The sequence below is a fragment of the Barnesiella sp. An22 genome (assembly GCF_963931395.1).
Classification (GTDB): domain Bacteria; phylum Bacteroidota; class Bacteroidia; order Bacteroidales; family Barnesiellaceae; genus Barnesiella; species Barnesiella merdigallinarum.
Window position 1 is genome coordinate 477,798 of sequence record NZ_OZ007014.1, and the last position, 21,033, is coordinate 498,830.

Annotated in this window: 20 protein-coding genes; 5 read left to right on the plus strand and 15 right to left on the minus strand. The window is 37.8% G+C overall.

Annotated elements, in window-relative coordinates:
* Both ABGT88_RS01910 and ABGT88_RS01915 read left to right on the plus strand, forming a co-directional pair.
* The gene (locus ABGT88_RS01910; protein WP_022083693.1) at window positions 1-555 is read left to right on the plus strand and encodes an ImmA/IrrE family metallo-endopeptidase; all 555 of its coding nucleotides are present in this window, start codon (window positions 1-3) and stop codon (window positions 553-555) included.
* Entirely contained in the window at window positions 548-1,633 is a 1,086-nt protein-coding gene (locus ABGT88_RS01915; RefSeq protein WP_022083694.1) for a beta family protein, read from the plus strand. Before ABGT88_RS01910 ends, ABGT88_RS01915 begins: the two co-directional genes overlap by 8 nt.
* Here the strand turns inward: ABGT88_RS01915 and ABGT88_RS01920 are convergent.
* From ABGT88_RS01920 to ABGT88_RS01960, 9 genes are all read right to left on the minus strand, one after another.
* Window positions 1,621-2,247 carry a sce7726 family protein gene (locus ABGT88_RS01920; RefSeq protein WP_022083695.1) on the minus strand — a complete coding sequence of 209 codons (627 nt, stop codon included), beginning with the start codon at window positions 2,245-2,247 and terminating at the stop codon, window positions 1,621-1,623. The two genes, ABGT88_RS01915 and ABGT88_RS01920, sit on opposite strands and share 13 nt — an antisense overlap.
* Window positions 2,248-2,360: 113 nt before the next feature.
* Window positions 2,361-3,326: an IS30 family transposase gene (locus ABGT88_RS01925; RefSeq protein ID WP_346699950.1), complete on the minus strand. Its 966-nt coding sequence runs from the start codon at window positions 3,324-3,326 to the stop codon at window positions 2,361-2,363.
* Between the two features lie 229 nt (window positions 3,327-3,555).
* Entirely contained in the window at window positions 3,556-6,192 is a 2,637-nt protein-coding gene (locus ABGT88_RS01930; RefSeq protein WP_346700094.1) for a DEAD/DEAH box helicase family protein, read from the minus strand.
* A 5-nt stretch (window positions 6,193-6,197) separates the two neighbouring features.
* A complete protein-coding gene (locus tag ABGT88_RS01935) occupies window positions 6,198-8,147 on the minus strand; it encodes a site-specific DNA-methyltransferase (RefSeq protein ID WP_346700096.1) in 1,950 nt (649 codons plus the stop codon).
* Between the two features lie 254 nt (window positions 8,148-8,401).
* Window positions 8,402-9,601: a site-specific integrase gene (locus tag ABGT88_RS01940; protein WP_346700098.1), complete on the minus strand. Its 1,200-nt coding sequence runs from the start codon at window positions 9,599-9,601 to the stop codon at window positions 8,402-8,404.
* Window positions 9,602-9,605: 4 nt separating this feature from the next.
* Entirely contained in the window at window positions 9,606-10,373 is a 768-nt protein-coding gene (locus ABGT88_RS01945; RefSeq protein WP_346700100.1) for a hypothetical protein, read from the minus strand.
* Window positions 10,374-10,422: 49 nt separating this feature from the next.
* Window positions 10,423-11,352: a relaxase/mobilization nuclease domain-containing protein gene (locus ABGT88_RS01950; RefSeq protein WP_346700102.1), complete on the minus strand. Its 930-nt coding sequence runs from the start codon at window positions 11,350-11,352 to the stop codon at window positions 10,423-10,425.
* Window positions 11,349-11,723 carry a plasmid mobilization protein gene (gene mobC, locus ABGT88_RS01955; protein WP_346700104.1) on the minus strand — a complete coding sequence of 125 codons (375 nt, stop codon included), beginning with the start codon at window positions 11,721-11,723 and terminating at the stop codon, window positions 11,349-11,351. The genes ABGT88_RS01950 and mobC overlap by 4 nt, the downstream gene beginning before the upstream one ends.
* 240 nt (window positions 11,724-11,963) lie before the next feature.
* Window positions 11,964-12,416 carry a DUF3408 domain-containing protein gene (locus tag ABGT88_RS01960; RefSeq protein WP_346700106.1) on the minus strand — a complete coding sequence of 151 codons (453 nt, stop codon included), beginning with the start codon at window positions 12,414-12,416 and terminating at the stop codon, window positions 11,964-11,966.
* 454 nt (window positions 12,417-12,870) lie between these two features.
* Between ABGT88_RS01960 and ABGT88_RS01965 the strand changes: the two genes are divergently transcribed.
* Both ABGT88_RS01965 and ABGT88_RS01970 read left to right on the plus strand, forming a co-directional pair.
* Window positions 12,871-13,191: a helix-turn-helix domain-containing protein gene (locus ABGT88_RS01965; RefSeq protein ID WP_346700108.1), complete on the plus strand. Its 321-nt coding sequence runs from the start codon at window positions 12,871-12,873 to the stop codon at window positions 13,189-13,191.
* A 41-nt stretch (window positions 13,192-13,232) separates the two neighbouring features.
* Complete coding sequence (locus tag ABGT88_RS01970) at window positions 13,233-13,541, plus strand: helix-turn-helix domain-containing protein (protein WP_346700110.1); 309 nt, start codon at window positions 13,233-13,235, stop codon at window positions 13,539-13,541.
* A gap of 413 nt (window positions 13,542-13,954) precedes the next feature.
* On the opposite strand, the gene ABGT88_RS01975 is transcribed toward ABGT88_RS01970, so the two are convergent.
* From ABGT88_RS01975 to ABGT88_RS02000, 6 genes are all read right to left on the minus strand, one after another.
* Window positions 13,955-15,832: a hypothetical protein gene (locus tag ABGT88_RS01975; RefSeq protein WP_346700112.1), complete on the minus strand. Its 1,878-nt coding sequence runs from the start codon at window positions 15,830-15,832 to the stop codon at window positions 13,955-13,957.
* Entirely contained in the window at window positions 15,825-16,586 is a 762-nt protein-coding gene (locus ABGT88_RS01980; RefSeq protein WP_346700114.1) for a hypothetical protein, read from the minus strand. The genes ABGT88_RS01975 and ABGT88_RS01980 overlap by 8 nt, the downstream gene beginning before the upstream one ends.
* Window positions 16,587-16,666: 80 nt before the next feature.
* Window positions 16,667-17,545, minus strand: a complete 879-nt coding sequence (locus tag ABGT88_RS01985) for an IS4 family transposase (RefSeq protein ID WP_346702803.1) — start codon at window positions 17,543-17,545, stop codon at window positions 16,667-16,669.
* 15 nt (window positions 17,546-17,560) lie between these two features.
* The gene (locus ABGT88_RS01990; RefSeq protein ID WP_346700116.1) at window positions 17,561-17,839 is read right to left on the minus strand and encodes a DUF4372 domain-containing protein; all 279 of its coding nucleotides are present in this window, start codon (window positions 17,837-17,839) and stop codon (window positions 17,561-17,563) included.
* Window positions 17,840-18,007: 168 nt separating this feature from the next.
* The gene (locus ABGT88_RS01995; protein WP_346700118.1) at window positions 18,008-19,195 is read right to left on the minus strand and encodes a site-specific integrase; all 1,188 of its coding nucleotides are present in this window, start codon (window positions 19,193-19,195) and stop codon (window positions 18,008-18,010) included.
* 19 nt (window positions 19,196-19,214) lie between these two features.
* Window positions 19,215-20,444 carry a site-specific integrase gene (locus ABGT88_RS02000; RefSeq protein WP_346700120.1) on the minus strand — a complete coding sequence of 410 codons (1,230 nt, stop codon included), beginning with the start codon at window positions 20,442-20,444 and terminating at the stop codon, window positions 19,215-19,217.
* A 219-nt stretch (window positions 20,445-20,663) separates the two neighbouring features.
* On the opposite strand from ABGT88_RS02000, the gene ABGT88_RS02005 reads away from it, so the two are divergent.
* Window positions 20,664-20,864 carry a tyrosine-type recombinase/integrase gene (locus ABGT88_RS02005; protein ID WP_346700122.1) on the plus strand — a complete coding sequence of 67 codons (201 nt, stop codon included), beginning with the start codon at window positions 20,664-20,666 and terminating at the stop codon, window positions 20,862-20,864.
* The last annotated feature ends 169 nt before the right edge of the window (window positions 20,865-21,033 follow it).

Genomic DNA, 21,033 nt, shown 5'->3' on the forward strand with positions numbered 1-21,033 from the left:
ATGGGAACAAAAGGAAATAGAAGAGGTCCAAAAAAATCAGATAAATTTGAAGAACCTGATTTATTGGTTAGTGTTAATGATATCCTAAAAATGGCTCAAGATAATGGACTTTATATTGACAATGCACTTAAAATAAAGGAGGTGATATCAACATTCAATGATATAGAAATTAAATATGAAGTTATGGATGCTAGTAAATCTGGTTCTTTGAGTTATATTAACGGGAAATGGGTTATGAGCATAAATAGTAATCATAACATAAAACGACAGCGTTTTACCATGGCACATGAACTTGGGCATTATATGCTTCATAAAGGGAAAAACACAGAATTTGTAGATACTACATTCTTTCGAAGCAGTGATATGGATTCTATGGAATATCATGCTAATGAATTTGCATCTCGTTTACTTATGCCAGAAGAAATTGTTCGAAAATTAATAGATGAGGACAAGATAAAAAACATTGGAGAGTTAGCATTGAAATTTGGAGTTTCTTCTGCTGCAATGAAATATAGGGTAATATCGCTTGGATACAAAGTTAAAGAAAATGAATGATAATAAGTATTGGATCATTATTAAAACAGGAGAAGCGGAAATTAGAGCATTGGAAAATGTTCCTAAGGATATTTTGTCTAAAACAATACCGTTGATTGAAATAACAAGAGGCCGTAAGGTTACAAAAAATAATATAGAGACATATCCATTTGACAAACGTATAGCAAAGCTAAAAGAGATATACAAAGGTAATACTATTGCCATTGATGTTACTTCTGAAGAAGCATTATCCTCCTCAGAAGTAGATTCTTTGTATTCTCCCGATTTTGGATATAAAAATTGGATAGATTTTCTACTTCAATTAAAAGATGAGAATGTTTTTACTGAAATCATTCCGACAATATTATTCAATTTTGATGATGAAAATTTTGAAGATAATATTGCTCGTCAAATTGATAGTTTAATATCCAATTTTGGCTCTGTATTATATAGAAGCAGTATCAGTGATGAAAATTGTTACGAAGATATTGAGCTTATTTCTAATCATATAGGAACTAATAGACTTACAATTATTATTGATTGTGGATATGTTCCGCAAGCGTCGTATCAAAATGTTGCAAATAAATGTATTGCAAGAATAAGCAACATAAAGACTATAATAACTACGCCATGTGAATATATAGTATCATCGACTTCTTTTCCTAACAATGTTAGAGATTTGGGGGACTTAGACACAGATACATTTAGTATTTCAGAAATTAGTATGTATAATAGCATACAACAAACACATGATGATGTAATATATTCTGATTATGCTTCTATTAACCCGATTCGTAATGACACTATAACAATGGCTCGTGGATGGATACCAAGGATAGATGTTCCTCTATCTGACGAAATTTTTTATTATAAGCAGCGAAGGCCCAAAGGTGTATCTGCATATGCTTCAACATATATTCAAGTTGCACAATTAGTATGTTTTGACCAGAGATTTCCTTCAAATTTAGGCATTTGGGGTATTGAACAGATTAAAGCGTGTGCTGCAGGAGGAACGCCATCCTCATCTCCATCTTTTTGGATTTCAGTTAGGATGAATATTCATATTGCCCAACAAGTTAAAAGAATTTATTCTATTTGAAAAGAAGACGAAAGAATGCATAAATCTTCAATATGAGTTTGTACTCCTCTCTCATTTATAAAGAGACAATATCGTTCTTTATATTTTTTAATTATATACTTACGGAGAATTTCTTGAATATTAGAAATTCTCCTCTTTTTATACATATTTCTAACTTCATCAGCATTATAATTTCTTAAATTGTAATGATTAAGTTTACATAAGTATTTTGCATTGATGGAGAATAACATTTCTGTTTTATCCTTGTTTCTCTGAATATGTGGAGAACGTATTTTATTTATAACCAGATTATTCTTAATTACATATACTCCTATAGAAGAAGATGTTACTTCGCAAATCTTATTTATATGTTTTTCCGTTGCTACTATTAAAACATAATCGAAGATTTTTTTATATTCTAAAATTTGTTCTTCAAGACGTTTGAGATTATCACTATTTGATTTTATTTCAACGGCTATTATCTTATCATTTTTAAGAACAACTAAATCAACTACTTTCCTTTTAATACCATACATAAATTCATTACCTATAATTAGATTTTCTCCTTTTGAAAGCAAAAAATCGATAAATAGGCATTTTATATACTCTGCTGAATTTAGTCCATACTTTTTCATCCTACTCACAAAGGTACAAAATCTTCCTCAATCACATCATTTTCAAAGGTCGATATTTTCATCTGATTTATGAATGCCATTAACATAGGTAGAGTCCAACAGCAAATGCAAAACTACAAAACGTTTATGAAGAATCTGTATTTGGGCGAATCAAAATTAAGTTTTTCCCGAGGTCTTCGATTCAATTTCTTTTGTATCTCTTTGATTTTCCAGTCGGAGAAATCCTGAAAGTTGGCCTTTTTTGGGATATATTTCCGAATAAGCTTGTTTGCATTCTCAATGGCTCCTTTCTGCCAGGCTGAATAAGCATCCGTAAAATAAACCTTAACTGGCGGCCTACCTTTGAGGCTGAGTTGTTTGGTTATCTCCTGATGTGCTGCAAATTCACAACCGTTGTCGGTGGTAATCGTATGTATCGTTTGCCTATATGGGAACAGCAGTCGGATGACCGCCCGGGCCGTCGGTAGGGCTTTCCGTCCCTGAGGCAACTTTTCCATGAGTATGAAATTGGTCGAACGTTCGGTTAGGGTGACGATGGCATGACCGCAGGAGTCGATGATGGTGTCCATTTCCCAATCGCCGAATCGGGTTCCGTCTGCCTCCTTGGGGCGCTCGTGTATGCTTGTGCGGTTGGGTATATTGGTCGCTTTTGTCGGACACAGGATTTTGCCTCGCTTTTTGTATTTGAGCCCATGAGGCATATGCAGAGCCAGTTTCCCGGTCGTATCGGCATGGACATGGTTGTAGATGGTCTGCTTGGCGATGTGGATACCTTCTTTCCTGAGTACTCCCGCTATCTGGGCCGGAGACCATTCCTCCTCTTCGATCATGCGCTCAATTCGCCACCATAGATCTTCCGGTTTCCTGTGATGGCCCTTAAATCCGTGCTTGCGGCTATCACACTGCCTCTGAGCATATTTCCATATATACTCTCCTTCCGGCTTTGAGTTGCGCCTGATTTCCCGACTGACTGTCGATTTTGATACTCCTATTTCCTCTGCTATGCGAGAACGGCTCCATTTCCTTTTCAGACCAAGATATATTTCATATCTTTGGGCTTCGATTAGTTGATTTGACATGGCAATACAAAATTAATTAATCGTAGGGAGATTTCGGTCTCCCTTTTTTGTATTGCTGTTGGACGCTCTCAGGGGCTTTGCGCCCCCGCCGCTATGGCTTCCCCCGCAGTGTTTTTCATAGTTCTTGTTCCTTCCTTACTCGAAAAACGTTGCGTTTTGATTTGGATTCTTCAAATGCCATTAACATAACACTACTAATGAAGGTTTTTTGTGCTTAATTTCAATTATTCTATATACCAAGCGATTCTTTTATTGCAGCATCAAAGATTTGACGTTTCCTTTCCGTAAAAAATGGCATACCCCAAATATTGAAGTTTGTTCCTTGAGTTGAAAATTGAATATCGGCATTTAACCGTATCTCTTTCATTGCATCTTCTTTCCATTTATCTGTTGTCCGTAAATGATCTCCTTTAGGCTCAATGAAAATTTGAATATAATCTGCCTTTCCTACATCATTCTTTTTTTTCAAGAATAGTACATAATCCGGTTGGTATGCATCACCGGATGTAAAACTATATATTTTGAAATCTTTTTCATTTCTAAGTAAGTATATATCTTCGTATTTTTCAGCAAGTTTAGGATATATTGACTCAATATACCGAATGAGGTATTTTTCTTCAGATGTTCCATAGCAGTCTTCGTAAGCGTGCCAATTTACGCATGATAAATCCAGACGCAGTTCTGAATTGTCTGTATCTTTCATTGACTTACCATATTCCTTGTCCAAAGATTCATCCAAAGCAAATTTTTGCGTTTTTTCACGGAATACATTTTTTATAGGTTTAGGACTAAATAGTCTTGTACCTTTGTATCCAATTCCTCCATTAGACAGTTGTGGCTCTATCTGTTTTAATACTTGAACTGTACAAAACAATTTGTCCTTTTGATTGAGATTGTCAAGTTTTTCTTGTACAGCAAATATTTGAACATTTATTTCGGATAAGTAACTGTCACTTTCTATAAACTCCTTAATGGAAGTCAGATTCGGATATCTAACCTTCAAATCAGAATACTTAAACGTATTAAAACGGTTTATTGCTGCTCGTATGACATGATATCCAAAATCCTTAAACTTGAAATTCCTATATGGAATTGTTGCAATTCGGCTGTCTTCATTTCCGAAAATTAAGCCAGTACTTGTTCTTCTACTGTTAATATGCACTTTATAATTCTTACTTAATATGTTGTCCCCGAGCGAAGTGACGTTCTCATTGAGGATAAACGATTCCACATCATTTGCGAAGACATATCCGTTTTTATACAAGGATGTTTCCTTGAATGAATCTTTCAGTTTGAGATCTACGGTCTTGACCTTTTCAGCTACGATACCAGTTTGAACCATTGCTGTACGCAATTCATGAATGTATTTGGGATTGTTAACACTGTGATAATGCAGTGTTTCCAACATACGTAATCTGTTAGTTGTATCGTTATCATATTTACGTTTTCCATTCGGTAGCTCTCCGGTGGGTTCTGTAAAAGGCATATACCGCGCTCCTCGACCTATCAACTGTGCTTCCTGCATAGTTGTCTTACCTATTTTTCCATGTCCACTATCACGTGTTTCATAAAGTCGTACAATATCAAACAGGTTCAGTACGTCCCAGCCTTCGTTCAGCATATCTACCGCAAATACTACACGGAATTCATTATCTTTTGCTTCCAATGAGTTTAATTTTTGCTGTTTATCTGGTGAAATGTTATTCCCGTCAATCAAAAGAAGATTTTCTTCCTTAAAATCTTCTTTTATTTCAAGGAGTAGATTTTCTAATTCAATATTTTTTTCCTTGATGTATGAAAACACATCAAATATATCATCTTTGGCATTTGCACCAATACGCTTAATATCTTCTACTGACAAATATTTGATTGTATTTATAAATTCTTCATAAAACTGTTTATTCTCTGCTATTGTTTTAGATTTCAGCATTATAACTGGTTTGATATCTTGATGTATGCTAGAGAATAATTTCCTTTTGTATTGACTTAATAATACACATTGAATGGCTCTGTCTATCGGAGACATATCACTTTGAATCACAGATATTTCTTTTGAATAACCATCCTCCCTGAACTTTTTCAACGGATAATCAAAAATTACCTTGTTTTCATACTTATCTGCGATATTGGCATTCTGAAAATCTTCTGTAGCCGTAAATTCCAATAAAACATTTGCTTCATTACTATGAAAAATCTTCATTACAGTACTCTCCCAATTTTCCGTGGACTCAACTTCAATACCAGGAATTGTTGGGGACGACTCTACAATGGTATTTTTACCTTTCTTGGTAGCGGTATTTGTATGATGCGCTTCATCTGATATTAAAACGACTCGATGTTCTGCAAAATCATCATAAGTTATAGCATTTTCTTTGGGTGCATTAAGTGATGTGTGTAGTCCTTGAATTGTATTCAAACAGAGATTGATACAATTTTCATCAACAGTTTGGAAGTTATCCACAAGTTTTATTTCCACTTGTTTTCCGTTAATATTGATTGTTTGGTCGAAAAGATATTTTGCCGATGCTGCATTCAGAAAATTCTCTTTTGTCTTTTCGATAATATTAGTAGAATCAACAAAGAAAAGAAAATTCCTGTACCCTTGTTCATATAAAAAAAGCATAGCACCTGCCATTATCAGAGTTTTACCACTACCTGTCGCCATATGAAACAACAGGTGCGGTTTTAATTCTTTTGCATCGAATTCATTCTGCCAATAGGTGATGAAATATTGAAAACACTCCTTTTGATAAGGGCGTAATTTCATTATCGGGTTGAGAGATGTGGTGAAATATTTTGGTAATTCAGTCTCTGCTATTGTTCTTTTACCAAATTCTTCACGAAGAGTGTCTTGTAATATCTTCATGCTGTTTACTTCGTTTGATAGAATTGATTGTTTATTATTTTATCACTCTCACTGATACCAAACTCTGCATTATCTATTTCAGAATATGGAACATATAAAAGATTTTTATCCAAACATTCTATCAGAAAACGCTTTTGGTCTTCTAATGACATTTGAGTAAAATCTTCAGCACTGATATCTATCTCTTGTGGATTGACTTTCCAACTTAAGAAACCTGTTTCTTGTATTTTTTCCCAGATAACAGCAAGTTCATCAGGAGTTAATACCTGTTCTATCTCATCAGCAAATCGTTGATTTGCTTTAGCTAATTCACAATAGATAAAAGAGCCTCCACCTTGCCAATTAACAGATTGGGAAATACCTGTATAATCACCACTTATTACATTTTGCAATCTGGTTTTAATAAGGGATATTTGAGAATCCATTTGCTCTATTCCAATATAACGCCTTTGTAATTTATGTGCGACTGCCGATGTCGTTCCGCATCCAAGATGATAATCAAGAACAATATCTTTTGGATTTGTAAATACATCTATTAAAAAAGCAATAAGTGCTTCCGGTTTCTTACCGTTGCGAAAGCTCACATTTCCTTCTCCTGAAACATTGTTATATTCTTTCTCAAAATTATAGAAATTCGCATATTGTTTTTTTGTCACATTTGAACTAGTAGGCATCCCCTGAAAATAACCTCCATTTTTCTTCCCGTCCGGTGCAGAATAAAAATACCGATAATCAAAAATATCATCTCCCATATTAGGCACCTTAAATAATGTTTCTGAAGGAAACTCTGTCAATGGCTCGATGTATTTAACAAAGAATCGTCCACTACTATTCTTCTCACGAATAGAGCCACGAATACTCATTTTTTTTAGACCAAATTGACTTGGTGCAATTGTTCTTATTTTGTATTGCTCAGGAGTATATACTTCCACTTTTTTATCACCACAAACTATCACTTGAGGATTTACATTATCTTTTATTTCAATTTGCAAAGTATAATCATCTATTGTTTTTAGTTCCTCTTTATATGGCATTCTTTTGTCAGAATTATTTGAATAAATAAGTATATACTCTATTATATCATTAAATTCCTTATCTCCTGTGAGTGCTCTATCTGGATGACGTACTTGAATATTAAAATCACATAAGTGTTTTTCAAATAAATCATCCATAAGAACTCTTAAATATGCAAACTGATGAAAGCTACATTGTACACAAACGACCCCATCATCTTTCAATAATTTCTTAGCGACACTCAATCTGTTTTGCATGAATGTCAGCCAAGTTGACTGATTGAATTTGTCATTATATCCAAAACTGTCGCTTCCTGTATTATAGGGGGGATCTATATAAATTAGTTTTACTTTTCCTGCATACTTTTTCTTCAAGGAATGCAGTGCAAGCAAATTGTTTCCTTTAATGATAAGATTGTCATCCATTGATATACTTTCAACATCATGTTCACCAATAGAATCAAAATGTTTGAAATTTGTTAACACTTTAGGTTCAATCAGTCTATTAATTTCATCTGGAGCAAGTATTTCATTCCAGAACACTTCATTACGTTTGGCATCTTCTTTAGTTTGCCCTCCTTCAAGAATACAATCCTTATATGGCCACGACAATACAATTTCCCGACTTTCAGAAAGAAATTCACCATCTTCATTAGTCAAACCGACTTTATTTTTAAAAGAAGTGTAACTGTCAGGTAAAAAGCGTTTGTTCATTACAAACTTTTGAAACTTTACCTTATCAAAAACCATAACGCCACTTATTTCAGTAAAGAAATTGCGTTTAAGTCCATCATGAGTTAATAATTTTGCAATTAAATCAGGGCGAAGAGCAAGAGCTGCTTCTACTATTGTATTTTTAAGGAGAGTACCATCTTCTGTACAATATGTGCTATCCATACGAAGAAGTTTCTCCAATTCAGTGAATAAATTTCTACTGTTCATATACCGGGAATATTTTATAGCTATAACTGCTCTCTATGCAAGAGTCCCGATATTGAATTGAATTAACTGATAATGAGGAAATATGACATCATTTTATCTTCCTTTTGCTAAACATATTTTCAATAGAAAAGCAAAGCAATCCTTTTTTGATACCAACATAATGATGTTATTTTCTGTATTTTGAGTATTTTTGCGATAGAATGAATACCTCTTGCATAGAGAGAATTGTTTTTGCGAAACATTACTTCATTTAATCATAAACATTTTAATATCTGTGCATTGGCATTGTCCACAATGGTATTATCCAGAGAAGCCAAATATATTTGAGTTGTCAATTCAGAATCATGCCCCATGCCTTCGCTGATAACGGATATTGGAATATTCTTGCTTTTAGCGATACTTGCCCATGAATGCCTGGCAACATACATCGACAATGGTATGGAAACTCCAATCATATTCGCAATCTCTTTCAAATGCACATTTATACGACTTTGTGCGTATTTGTATTGCTTTCGGCTTTCATTCGGGAAATTGAGTATGGGAAGTAAATATGGATTTCTATCCCATGTATGACATTTATTTACAATCTCCTGCATACATTTTTCCCACTTGATGACTAGCTGCTGCCCGGTCTTTCGTCTGCGATACGATAAAAATCCGTTCTGAAGATCTTTCTTTTTTAGGTGAGCCATATCTATGAATGACATGCCACGGGTATAGAAACTGAACAGGAACATGTCCCTTGCAAATTCCAGATTAGGCTGTAAGGACAGATCCAGATTCTTCATACGCTTGATGGCAGATAATGGAACGGCACGTTTGACGGTCTTGTCCACTCCCGTATAGACATGCCTGAAAGGATTGCGTTGTTCCATCAGTTCCTTTTCCAGGGCACGGTTATATACCGCCCGAAGAATACGCATGTAGAATGAACTGGTATTCCGTACGGCACCTTTCCCATGAAGATAGGCTTCATAAAGCTGCATCAAATCCGAATCGATTTCAGACAACAGAATATCCCTGTCCCCTCTGAACTGCATGAAACTTTTCAGAGTGCAGGAATAATTTTCAGCCGTGCGTATCTTGTCCATCTGTTTGAGACGGGCTATGATGCCCTGCATGAAGTTGAAAAGCGACTGTCCCTCTGTGTTGCTTTGAAAAGAAGCGACAATATCATCTGCCGTATATCCGGCTTTCCGGTTATCCAGTTGTCGGATAATCATGTCCAGCCGCTTCAAGTCCCACTCCATGCGTTCCTGCAAGGAAAGGAGCAGATTGCTTCGTTCCGAACTGCCGACAATGATACAGCTTCCATTTTCATTCCATTCATCTGTAAATATCCGGTAATCCGTCTTTAACTGACGGATTACACGGTTCTGGATAATCTGATAATAGACGGTACCTTCCTTTCCCTCTATGGTGGAAGGTCTGAATTTCACTTTGACACTAGCCATGGGCTTACTTTTTAGGTTCGTCCGTAATCGACTTGTCCTTGATGGGCTTCGCCTTGCTGTCCAGTTCTCTCGCGGCCTGTTCTTTCAGCCGTGCCTGCTCGGTCAGGGTGGCCTGTCTCCGTACCGCTTCCTCGTAGGCTTCCACGTCCTCATGCATCTGTTCTATCCGTCCGTTATCCCGGTTCGGTCCAAAGAGGTTCTCAAGTTCCACGAGTTGCTCAGGGGTAACCTTTCCTTTCATCTTGACATAACGGTACTTCAGATCATTATCGGCCTGCTCGTTATCTGTTCTCGCCGAAAAATAGAGAGCCACGGACAGGGCCACGATTGCCGCGAACATCACGGAAAAACTTCCAAAGATGTACGGGGATTTTATGCTCAGGCTGAAATGATGGTTGATGTTGCTTGTCTTAACGGCATTCTTCCTGATTGTGTCATTGGTCTCACAAAACAGGGTTTCCACTTTCTCCTGGTTCTGCCGCTGTTCATTACGTATTTCTGACAAGACCTGTCCAAACCTTTCCTGTGACGAGTTTTTCCTGTCCATGGAAACCATATCGTTCTTGATGGCGGCAAGACCTTCGTATACGCGAGCCAACAATTTGCGAAATGTCTCATGACCTTTCCGGACTTCATTCAGCACGGACTCATCCTGTGTATTATTAACTGTCGGGCTGTTGCCTTCCGGCGAGGGGACGGACAACCCGTTGATTTTGTTCTCGATTTTTTCCAGGCATCCGAAGATGCTCTCGATACATTCTTCCATTTTCATATTCCTGCAATTTTAATGTTCATGAATAATTTGAATGGGAAAGGACGGACTACAATCCGAAACCTTTCCTCTTTTGTCTCTTCTTCCTGTGTCTGCGCAAGAGTTCTTCCTGAGATAACGGCTCTTCGGGAGCGGTGCCGCTTGTCGGGCTGAACAGTCCCGGTCCCGTACTTTCGAGAAGATGGCCTCCGTCTGGTATCCTTTGCTGCACCTTACGTTCGGATTCCTGTTGGGATTCCGAAGTCTTCCAGCCCAGCCGGGCATTCAGTCTGGCAAAGCTGAACTCCCGGCTGATCTGTGAAGCCTTGAAGGTCTGCCCGTCCTTGGTGAACCGGATTCCCTGTATGTCCTCCGGCCTTTTTATCTCTCGGGTACGCTTTACAAATTCCAGCCTGATGCCCCGGCGAAGCAGATAATCGTTGAACTCTTTCCATGTTCCGGAGTGCTTCAAAGCCGCCTTGACGGCATTGAAGATTTCGTATTTCACACGTTCCGAAGCATGGAGTTTCTCCACGTTAGTCTTGCCCTTGTCCTCGGCGTATGTCAGCCCGTACTTGTTCTTAAGTAGTTTTGTGGCGATTTCGTTACGTTTGTAATCGCCTTGGGAAGAGATTACCTTGCCGTCATACCCGATGCGGTTATAGACCAGATGGCAGTGCGGATTGTCTGTGTTATGGTGTCTTACCAGAATAAACTGAGTGTTTTTTATCCCCATCAGTTCCATGTATTCCCGGGCTATTTTAGCCATAAATTCATCCGTAAGTAAGGCCTTATCCTCAGGCTTGAAGCTCAATGCAATGTGTCCGACAGGCTGTTTTATCTTCGGATTAAGCTCACGCTGGTAGTTGAAACAGGCCGTTATTTCCCGGATATTCTCCAGCAGTACGCCATCGGAGTCGATGATTTCCGCGTTGTCCTTGCCCATCACGTAACGGATACAGCCGCCGAAGGATTTCCCTTTCTTGATCTTGCCAATCATGACGGCCTCCTTTCTCCATGCCTGTACCGGACAATAATCTCCTTGAGTTTCTGCAGGAGTTCTGTCACCGTCTTTTGGGTACGGTGGAATCCGGCCTGATGGGACAGACGGGTCAGTTGGTTCAGGTTGTTCGCCATCCCCGTAAGACTGCGTATGAAGGCAGTTTCCTCGGCAGAGTGCCTGACCGTTATCGTCGTCTCAAAGGCTGATACGCGAAGAAATTCCGCCAGCGTGAGGTTGGCCTGTCTGCTACGTCGGCATAGCCGCTCATAGTCTATCTTGGAGAATTTCACTGTAACGGCTTTGCTGAGTTTGCACACTCCGCTTACTTTGGGGCGTCCCCTCGGTCTGTTTTTCTTTCTGTCATTCATATTTTCTTCTTTTGATTTTTGATTATTCTTTTTCTCACAATCTGCGACCACCGGGAGCGGATTGCCTCCACTCTTCGGGAGTGGAGCGAGGTTTTCGGGATGCCCGAAAGATAACCTCGCTAACTCCCAAAACTGAAGTTTTATCCGTTACTCCCTCAGGTCGGCTACTGACTGTCTGAATACTGTAATGACTGGAGTCAGTAAGCAAGTCTGTCATTCCGGAAAATGTCACAACTTTCGTCACTGCTCGAAGTCTTCCGAGTAGATTTCAAGGTGTTGCCGGGCGATGTTTTCAAGCAGTCCTGAAACGCTCATTTTACGTCCTCCCAACCTGCGGACAAACTCGTCCAGCCTGTCACGTACCTCGCCGCTAACAAACACGGGTTTGCGGTCTTCGATTCTCGGGACCTGAAGAAAGGCTTTCCGGTATTCGTCCAGAGAAAGTTTCCTTTGCCTGTTGCTTATACGACGTTGAGATACGGGAACGGCTTCCTTTTTTACGGTTGACAGTTCCTGGTTCTCGGATGTGGTGTTGGTCAGTTCTACCGTCCCTTCTGACTTCTCTTTTCCAATATCATTCAAGGATGATTCCCTGGCAGTCTCAATGCTGCAATCTGACGGGAGTATGAGTGACATATCCGTACCTGTCATAGCCTCCCATTCTTCTTTGGTCAATTTCTTTTTTGTTACCATACATTTTTGATTTTAATCGGTTTACTCACTGGTCTCGGTGCGCACCTTGACTCGTTGTCGTGAGCAAAGGAAATGTGTATAGTGAACAGAATCAAGCAAATGGAGATACCGTGGCAATTATGTAACCTCGTGCACTATACCGATTGGGCAGTCGGTGCAGACTGCCGTGATTTGCCGGAATGATTTCTACATACTGGATTGTTCAAGCAGATTCCGTTTATGGAGAAGGCTCATTGTAAGCAGTTGATATGTAACATGATGTCATTCCGGGTAACGCATCGTCACCGGTCTGAAAATCCATTGTAGTGTGATTCCTACTGCTTTTATTTGCAGTGGGAACAGAAAAAACGGTCACATTTCCTGCCGAGAATAGGACGATGATACATGATGGCATATCGGCTGTAAAAGACCTGTTCTGTTCCGGAGTTTTGAATATATGTTTAACTAGAAAATAATGAAGACAATGGAAATCATCAGCTTTGAAAAAAAGACTTTCGAGGAGATTTCTGCCAAGCTGGATCGCTTCGTGCAGCGGGTGGAAAGTCTGTGCCGTGAACACGGCGGAAAGGAAACAAGTGAATGGATGGACAACCACGAGGTCTGCCGCAGGTTGCGTATCAGTCCTAGAACCTTGCAGACCTTGAGGGATAACGGGACGCTGGCCTTTACAAAAATCGGAAACCGGACTTATTACCGTCCTGACGATGTAGAGCGTGTGGTCAGGAATGTGGAGGAAAAGCGTAAGGAAGCCCGCTGGAAAGGCAAGACCATTTGAACGAGTTTCAAGAATAATGTATAACCCTATATCAAGCGCGTATGAGTAATGAAATCAGAGAAAAGGACCATGAGTGGGTAAAAACGTTCCACTCGAATTTCGACAGGCTGCTGGCCATGCTCGAAAAGTTGTTGGAGAAACGGCAACCGTCCGCCTATGGCGATGAACTGCTGACGGACAAAGAAGTGGCATACATGCTGAAAGTGAGCCGGAGAACCTTGCAGGACTACCGCAACAACGGCATTCTGCCTTACACACAGGTAGGCGGCAAGATTCTCTACCGGGCTTCCGACATAGAAAAAACATTGATGAAAGGGTACAAGGAGGCATACAGATACAAAAGGAGCTAATAACCCAAGCGTTCCCACAAAGGACACATAAGGATTTAGATTTTTCTTGAGGGAGCGCAGTTTGCCGCCTGCCCATTTTATTTGTGTTTCTAAAAAACAGCCTTTCCAAATGATAAAATAACAGCATATAGAATTAGGCCCTATTTGAACCGATCTATATGCTGTTTTATCTTTTTTCTTCTGACTTTTCCGTCAGTCGCTTGTTTCCGCTGCCGTCAGCGTTCATTGTACAGACGTGAAAGGGAAAAGGTTTTCGGGCTGAATACGCTCTGAAAGAGGAAGATTCTGCCCGAAACGGCACAGCCGCCAGACCTTTTCACTTTCAATAGAGTCTGTACTAACTTCTATGGACGGCGAGGAAATGGGCGACTGAAGTGCCATTTAATAATAGCCTTTTAAAACCGTAATTATGATTATTTTTTACCTATCTTTTTCTTCTTACTAGATGGTAATATCCGTTCAATATATTGCTGTTTTTTCTCTTTCTTTGTTTTTACTTCTAATAATTTTTTGAGGTATAATATTTCTTCTTGTTGTTTTGTAAGTTGAGTATCTTTTTCCTGAATATCTCTATCCTTTTTTTCTATTTCTTGTTGAATTTTTAATAAATCGTTTGCAAAAATATATCCTCTTTCTGATAGACGCTTAGCTTCATTTGTACGTTCTTCCAAAGTCTCACATGTTAGAATTTTATCAATATTTGCATCTACATCTATTCTTAAACGATGAATCTCCGCATATTTCAATTTTGCGCCTCTATCTAACAAAGGTTTAACTTCATCCCAAATTAAATCTGCAGTATATGCCAAAAAAGGATTTTCAAATAAATTCACAATCTCAAATTCATGTCCAGCAAACATTCCCATTTCTTGCAAAATTGATAATAAAGCAAATGGATCACAGATTATGTTTTTATCATAAATACTTAACTCTTTTGCACATGATATTGTCTTTTGTGATTTTGTGAGCAAATAAGCCTTTTGGCTAAGTGGTTTATCATTACCTTTAAAGGCTCTATTCATTTGCCTAATAGTCAAATACAATGATGCATCTGCTTCTGCTATCTGAGTATTTTTTCCCTCATCTCTTCTTGTCCCTTTTTCTGATATTATCGTTAAATATTTTATTTTTTCAGCTAATTTCTTTTTTAATTCATTATCTAATGATTCTAGTTCTTCTAACAAAATAAAGTCTTTTCCAAAAACATCCTTTAATTTATTCATCAATAATGAAGGTTCCTCAGGATCATAAAAATTACTTATATAAGTTTCAAATGGAAAGTCTCTCTTATATTCATCACTTCTTATAATTTTAACATAATCCTCAACAAAAACATTCGCGATTTTATTCTCTAAAAGTTCATCTGTCATTGAATACCAACTTGAACCTTCAAAACTATACCTTTTTTGTGCAGCATCAATATGATTTTGAATTTCATCAACTACAATATATGGTATATATAACTTACAACCAGCATTTCTAAGAAGGGTTATCATTTGCCTATACACAACACTATATTTGGCATGTGTTGTAAGAGCATTTAATGCAATATCAGTATCTATTACAAAAGATTTCTCACGTAGTTTTGTTGCTTTAAAATTTCGTAATGACGGATCTAAGTTTATAACTTCCATTGCAACAAAAGCCCGTGCCCATTTTTCTAATATATCACGTTCTTGCGATGTTGGTTCATTAAGTGCATCGGCTATAGCACCAACCAAAGCCTTTCCTAAATTATCCGGAAGTCCTTTGCGAACAACATCTACAGCATCGAGCATACTTTTATGTTTACTATTTTCTTTTAATCCTAAAAAAGAGTAACCATACATTTTATAATAAACCGATAAAGATTGACGAATATTTTCTCTCATTTTCATTTCATTATTTTGAGAGATTGTAATATTAGATGTTCTTGTCCTCTCAAGAATTCCATTAATCAAAGAATCTGTTTCCTTTTCTATTTGGACATAAAAATCTTGTCCTTGTTTTTTATTTGTAATCGCTTGATACTTATCATTTGGACATTGGATTATAAGTCCTTTATTCTTTAATTTAGAAATTTGCTGATTAAGTTCTTCCGCAACATATGTAACATCAAAGCGTTCTTTAAGAATATTATTAATCTCGTTAAGCCCATATTTTCCATCACCATAGGTTATAATTGAAAGTATAGCTTTTAATAATAAATCTTTACTACTGCTTGTTGTCTTTTGTGCATTAAAAAGCAATATGCTTCTTAACATAGAATCTTCTAATTGATCATTACCATGCAATAATGTTATATTACTCATAATCTTGATTGATATTTACTTGATTATTATTAGTTGAATTTGTGGAGTCATTGTAATTTTTAATTACTTTTATAAGTCTTTCGTATTGACTCTCATCAATTCGACTTATTCCATGTCGATTACTCCACCATACTGAAACAAATGGAGAAATAAAGGCAATAAAAATAGCAATTAAAATACTAATTTTACTAATTATATTAGCTCTTATTGAAAGATATGTCTCTTCAGATTTAAAACCTCTTTCAATATATTTTTTCAATCCAGATGTAGGATATACTATTGAATTTAGAAAATACATTAAATCACTATAAATTGCAGATGGGCCTACAATTCCTAATAAAATTCGAGAACCATTTTTATATATAGCATGTAAGCCATTCTCTTCTGTCCGTAACACGCATATATCATTTATTTTGATTTCTGAGTCTATTTGAGTTCTTTTATAGTCTTTCTTTTCTTGATAGTAGAATTCAGAAAAGGCGTCTTCAGTTTGCCTTATTACATATATAAGGTGTTTAATTTCTAATTCACGTAATAAAGAAATTAATTCGGTTAAAAGCCAAAACATTTCATAATGTTTTTCTTTTTCATTTGCAGAGACTAAAAGTTCTACGTTCTTTGTCTTTCTTGAAAGAAAAATAGCACATGTCTCACTTTCAAATAAAATTGGAGCAATAATATCTCCCAATTTGTCTTGACATGTAATACTTAATTTTGTAATAGTTTTAATTATCTGTTTATTTTTTGTTTCCATTGCTATACTAAATTATGCAACAATTAATTTTTTATATATCAATACATTAGTGTCCCGTTAAAATGGGACGAGTTAAACAATTAATCAAATAGCCCCGGAATAATGGGATTATATAGATCTTTGACATCATTGAAATTAGTCTTGTCGAACAGGTCACGCAAGAGGGTTTTGTCTGTCAATGATATGCTGAGAATTTGCAAAACTTCATAGGTAGAGCGTTTCAACTTCATATCATGTTGGACAATAGCCACAAGACAGTATGTGATAATAGCGACACTGATTTGTATGCGTACGGCGTTCTCTGTTGTGCCCCAGAATTTCTTTATCTTGAGGTGCTGCTTGAGCCATTTGAAGAACAGCTCGATCAACCATCTTTTCTTGTAAAGATTGGCGACATCCAATGCAGAAAGTTGTTTCGCATTCGTCAGAAAAGTGAGCTCACGGTCATCTTCTTCATCGTAATATCGGACGAGTCTGAATGACTCCGGATATTTCTTCCCGGAGAGATAACCGGTCAGTTTCACTTCCGCATCTGTCGTTATGTTCTTTGGCATTCTCCGCTTCCATTTGACAGTCTTATACTTTAAGTTCGTCTTGGCCCTGACAACAAAGAAAGAGTCTGTAAGATGTATCCTATAGAGCTCTTTAAAAGAATCATAAGCCCTGTCGAATATATAATAAGCATTTGGTTCATAATGGATTGAAGACATCGCTGTAGAATCATGCTTTGAGGCAGTGGTTACAGTATAGAAGGCAGGAACTTGTGCTTCAATGTCGTATAAGACATGAGCTTTCACCCCTCCTTTCTTGCTTCGGAACTTTGCCCATGGGAATGTTGCAAGACACAACGGAATCGTTGTTGAATCAAACGCATATTTCTTTCCGGAAATGTCAAGGATGTTGGTCGTCCGCTTCTCGCAGGCTTCCTTCATCATATAGAAAGCAAAGTCTTCGAAGATTCTGTAATCGCGGTTCTAGTTGGCTGTGGCAAGAGTTGTCTTGGCTATCGGTTCACGACCTAACCCAAGATGATATTGCTTGCCCCTATGCGCCTCGAAAGCAACGATTAAGTCTCGCAGGCTCTCACGGTTACTCAGTTGCCCAAACATCATTGCAAGCATCTGATTCCAGCAAGTGAAATGTTTCACATACCGGTTGCCATCATACTTGCGAACATAGTTGTTGAACTGAGTCCTGTTCAGAAAAGCGGTTAATTGAGAGAATACGTATTTGTCTTGGAACATAGCAGCCATTTGTATTAGACTGCAAAGTTGCAAAATCAAGTCCGTTTCATTTCAAAAGACCGTGTAATTGACTATATTTCAATAATTTCAAAGAACTATTTATCCACTTTTACGGGACAGTAGTGATATCAATATTAAAAGTAAAGTTATAAAACTTTATTTATAAATACTATATCTTTATGTTTTTATGTTCATAATTAATTTATCCATATCCTCTGAAATCTTGTCATCAGTAACTTTTGCGTATCCTTGTGTAGTTCTGATATTTGCATGGCCCATCATCTTTGATATGCTTTCCATAGGAACCCCAGCTGAAACCATCAGGGTACCAAAGGTGTGACGGCTTTGATGGTATGACAAGTTATGTTTGAACTGATGGGAAAATCCCATCTCATGTATTTCAAACCAGATCATATCACGTCTTGGTAACGGGAAAATGGGCTTACTGTCATCCGTCGTATTATACAAGGAAATAATCTGCTCCGCTACCGGATGCAACGGAATAAACGACTCAACGCTTGTTTTCTTACGATAAGTTCTGATATATTTCCGCCCTTCTGCAGTTGTACCTATATGATGCGGATAGAGATTACGTACATCAACATAAGCCAAACCGCAAAAACATGAAAATATAAAGGTTCTTCTTGCAAGTTCCTGTAGTGGATCCGGTTTCGGGTTGCTCATTATCTCCTGAAGTTGTTTCTTGCTTATATACATGAGCTTTGCAGGTGCCTTCTTTTCATATTTTATATCATCCAAAGGATTATACCTCAAGATTCCGTTATCTACAGCAAGATAGACCAGGCGTTTCAGCCAACAAAGACAATGGTTCCGATATGATGGCTTATGAGGGTAATTTGTTTTCAGATATAAAATATAATTGATACCAAACTCTTCGGTTATATCTGTAAAAAGCATGTCCTCCTTGCCCAGAGAATGGATGTATTCACCCAGATAGTAATGATACATTTTTGATTGCCTGTAACTGGAGGTTGAATCTATTTGAATGGAACGGATTTTCAGATTTTCCCGTTCCACCTCTCCTGCCTGTAATATGTATTTCGGGATGTCGACTGCTCCGCTCATGGCTGTTTTCAGCAGCTCTGCACTGATGACGCCATTTACTTTCAACAGTTCAGCATAAGTTTCATCTATTCGTTTTTTATACTCGCAAAGCATCCCGTTCAGTCTGTTGTTCTTGACTTCCCCTTTCTTGCTGTTCCACTCTTTCGGCTGGCAATACAACCCGGTCGATAATACAACAGCCTTCCCGTCTATTGTAATACGGCACATGATTGATGTGGTCCCGTCAGATTTGACTTTACCACGGTTTATATAATATAGTTGCTTATATGTACTTCTCATGATTCTTTCTTTTTTGATTTTATAATACCAGTTTCATATCACTCGTTGCCTCGATGAATTTGTCCATATCCTCAAAAAGTTTTTTAGGAGTTACCCTTGCATAAAGCTGGGTAGTAGTCAGATTGGTATGGCCCAGCATTTTGCTGATTGTTTCAATAGGAACACCAGCCTCAAGGGTTATCAGACTTCCGAAGGTATGCCTTCCCATATGATAGACCAAATCACAGCTTATACCAGCCAAATCACGCAAACCTTTCATGTGGCGTCTCATATTGGGGTGGTGTATCATAGGGAAAAGCTCTTTCCTGTCATCCGAACGATATTTTTCTATAAGAGAGATAGCCTCCGGCAGCAATTTGACGCGGGCCAGATATTCATTCTTCTTTCTCAGGTACTTTAACCACAGGTCGCCCTTATCATCTCTGTATATATTCTCATGGGTAATTGAAACCGCATCCGCATACGGAACTCCTGTATAACAGGCGAAGAGAAATAAATCCCTGGCTATGTTATGAGTGACTCTTTCCGGTGGTATTACGACATCACGGATCTTCTCAAAATCCTCACGACTCAAAGCCCGTGGTGGTTTACGGTGCTCTTGGGGTAGTTTGAAATTCACAAAATAACGCTTTTCCGCATATCCTTCCTTAAATGCCATCCGGCAGATTTTCTTCAGGATGGCCAGATAATGTCTTGCTGTATCTACCGCAAGTCCTTTGTCCTTCAGTATATAATCCTGAAACTCCCATGGGATGTGTTCATTCAACTGTCCAAAAGCAACATCACTTGTCTTGAATCGTTTTTGAATAAATTCGCCAAGATACCTGCGGGTGTAAATATATGTTGACATGGAGCTTTTAGCTACATCAATACCGATTCTTGAGCGCATATCCTCTATATGCATATCAAGCCGTTTCAACAGAGTCATCTGGGTTTCTACACTTCCCTGTAAAAGCTCTTTTACGGCAGTCGCGTCAAAATCAGTCTTACGTTCAACAAGTGAATCAAATGCAGAATTGACAGAAAGTAAGAGACGATCAATTTTTGCATTAATATCAACTGCTTCTTTACTCTTTCCATTCAGTCGGCTTTCTCTTGGATTCCATAACTCTGGAGTACATGACAGTTTACAACTGAATTGCGCCATCGTGTTGTTCACCGTTATTCGCCCCATTATCGGAGCCTTCCCAAATTTGTCTAGACCGCTCTTTTTCAGGTAGAGCAACATCTTGAATTTTTCTACTTTCATACGCTTATTTTTTAATGGCAAAATTACCTATTTTATAAGCGTCCTTTGATATGCAAAATGCTGACATACAGTGAATAATAGCCTCTGTGACAGTTTCTTCATTGTTCAGTCTGTTACCTATTCGGTTCAGGTAACTGGGTAGCTAACATTCTGGTAACTGAACACCTGCAATAACCTGTCCATTTTTGCTTTCCATTATCTCAGCAAAAAACAGAATTTTTGCTCATATTCAACCAATTACGTTTATCTTTCCCATTTCTTCCTCAGCTTACTTCATGTATCCTGTTCCATCTTGCCCGGCACACGTTCGCCACGACCACCACGCTGGCAAAGGGTGTGCCCATTGAAACCGTCAGCAAGATGCTGGGACATACTAACATTGAAACAACACAAATTTACAATTGTGCGTTAAAGGTGTAACTTTAACTTTTATTTATATCTACTCTTATTTACAGACCAATCCTTTTATCCTCTCAAAACCCAAATTTTCAAAGAATAAGTCGAAGTTCTGGGTACTTTTACACCAAACGTAGCGGATAAATCAAACCTTGCATGGGCAATTTTGAAAGAGTGACGCAAATCTATCTTG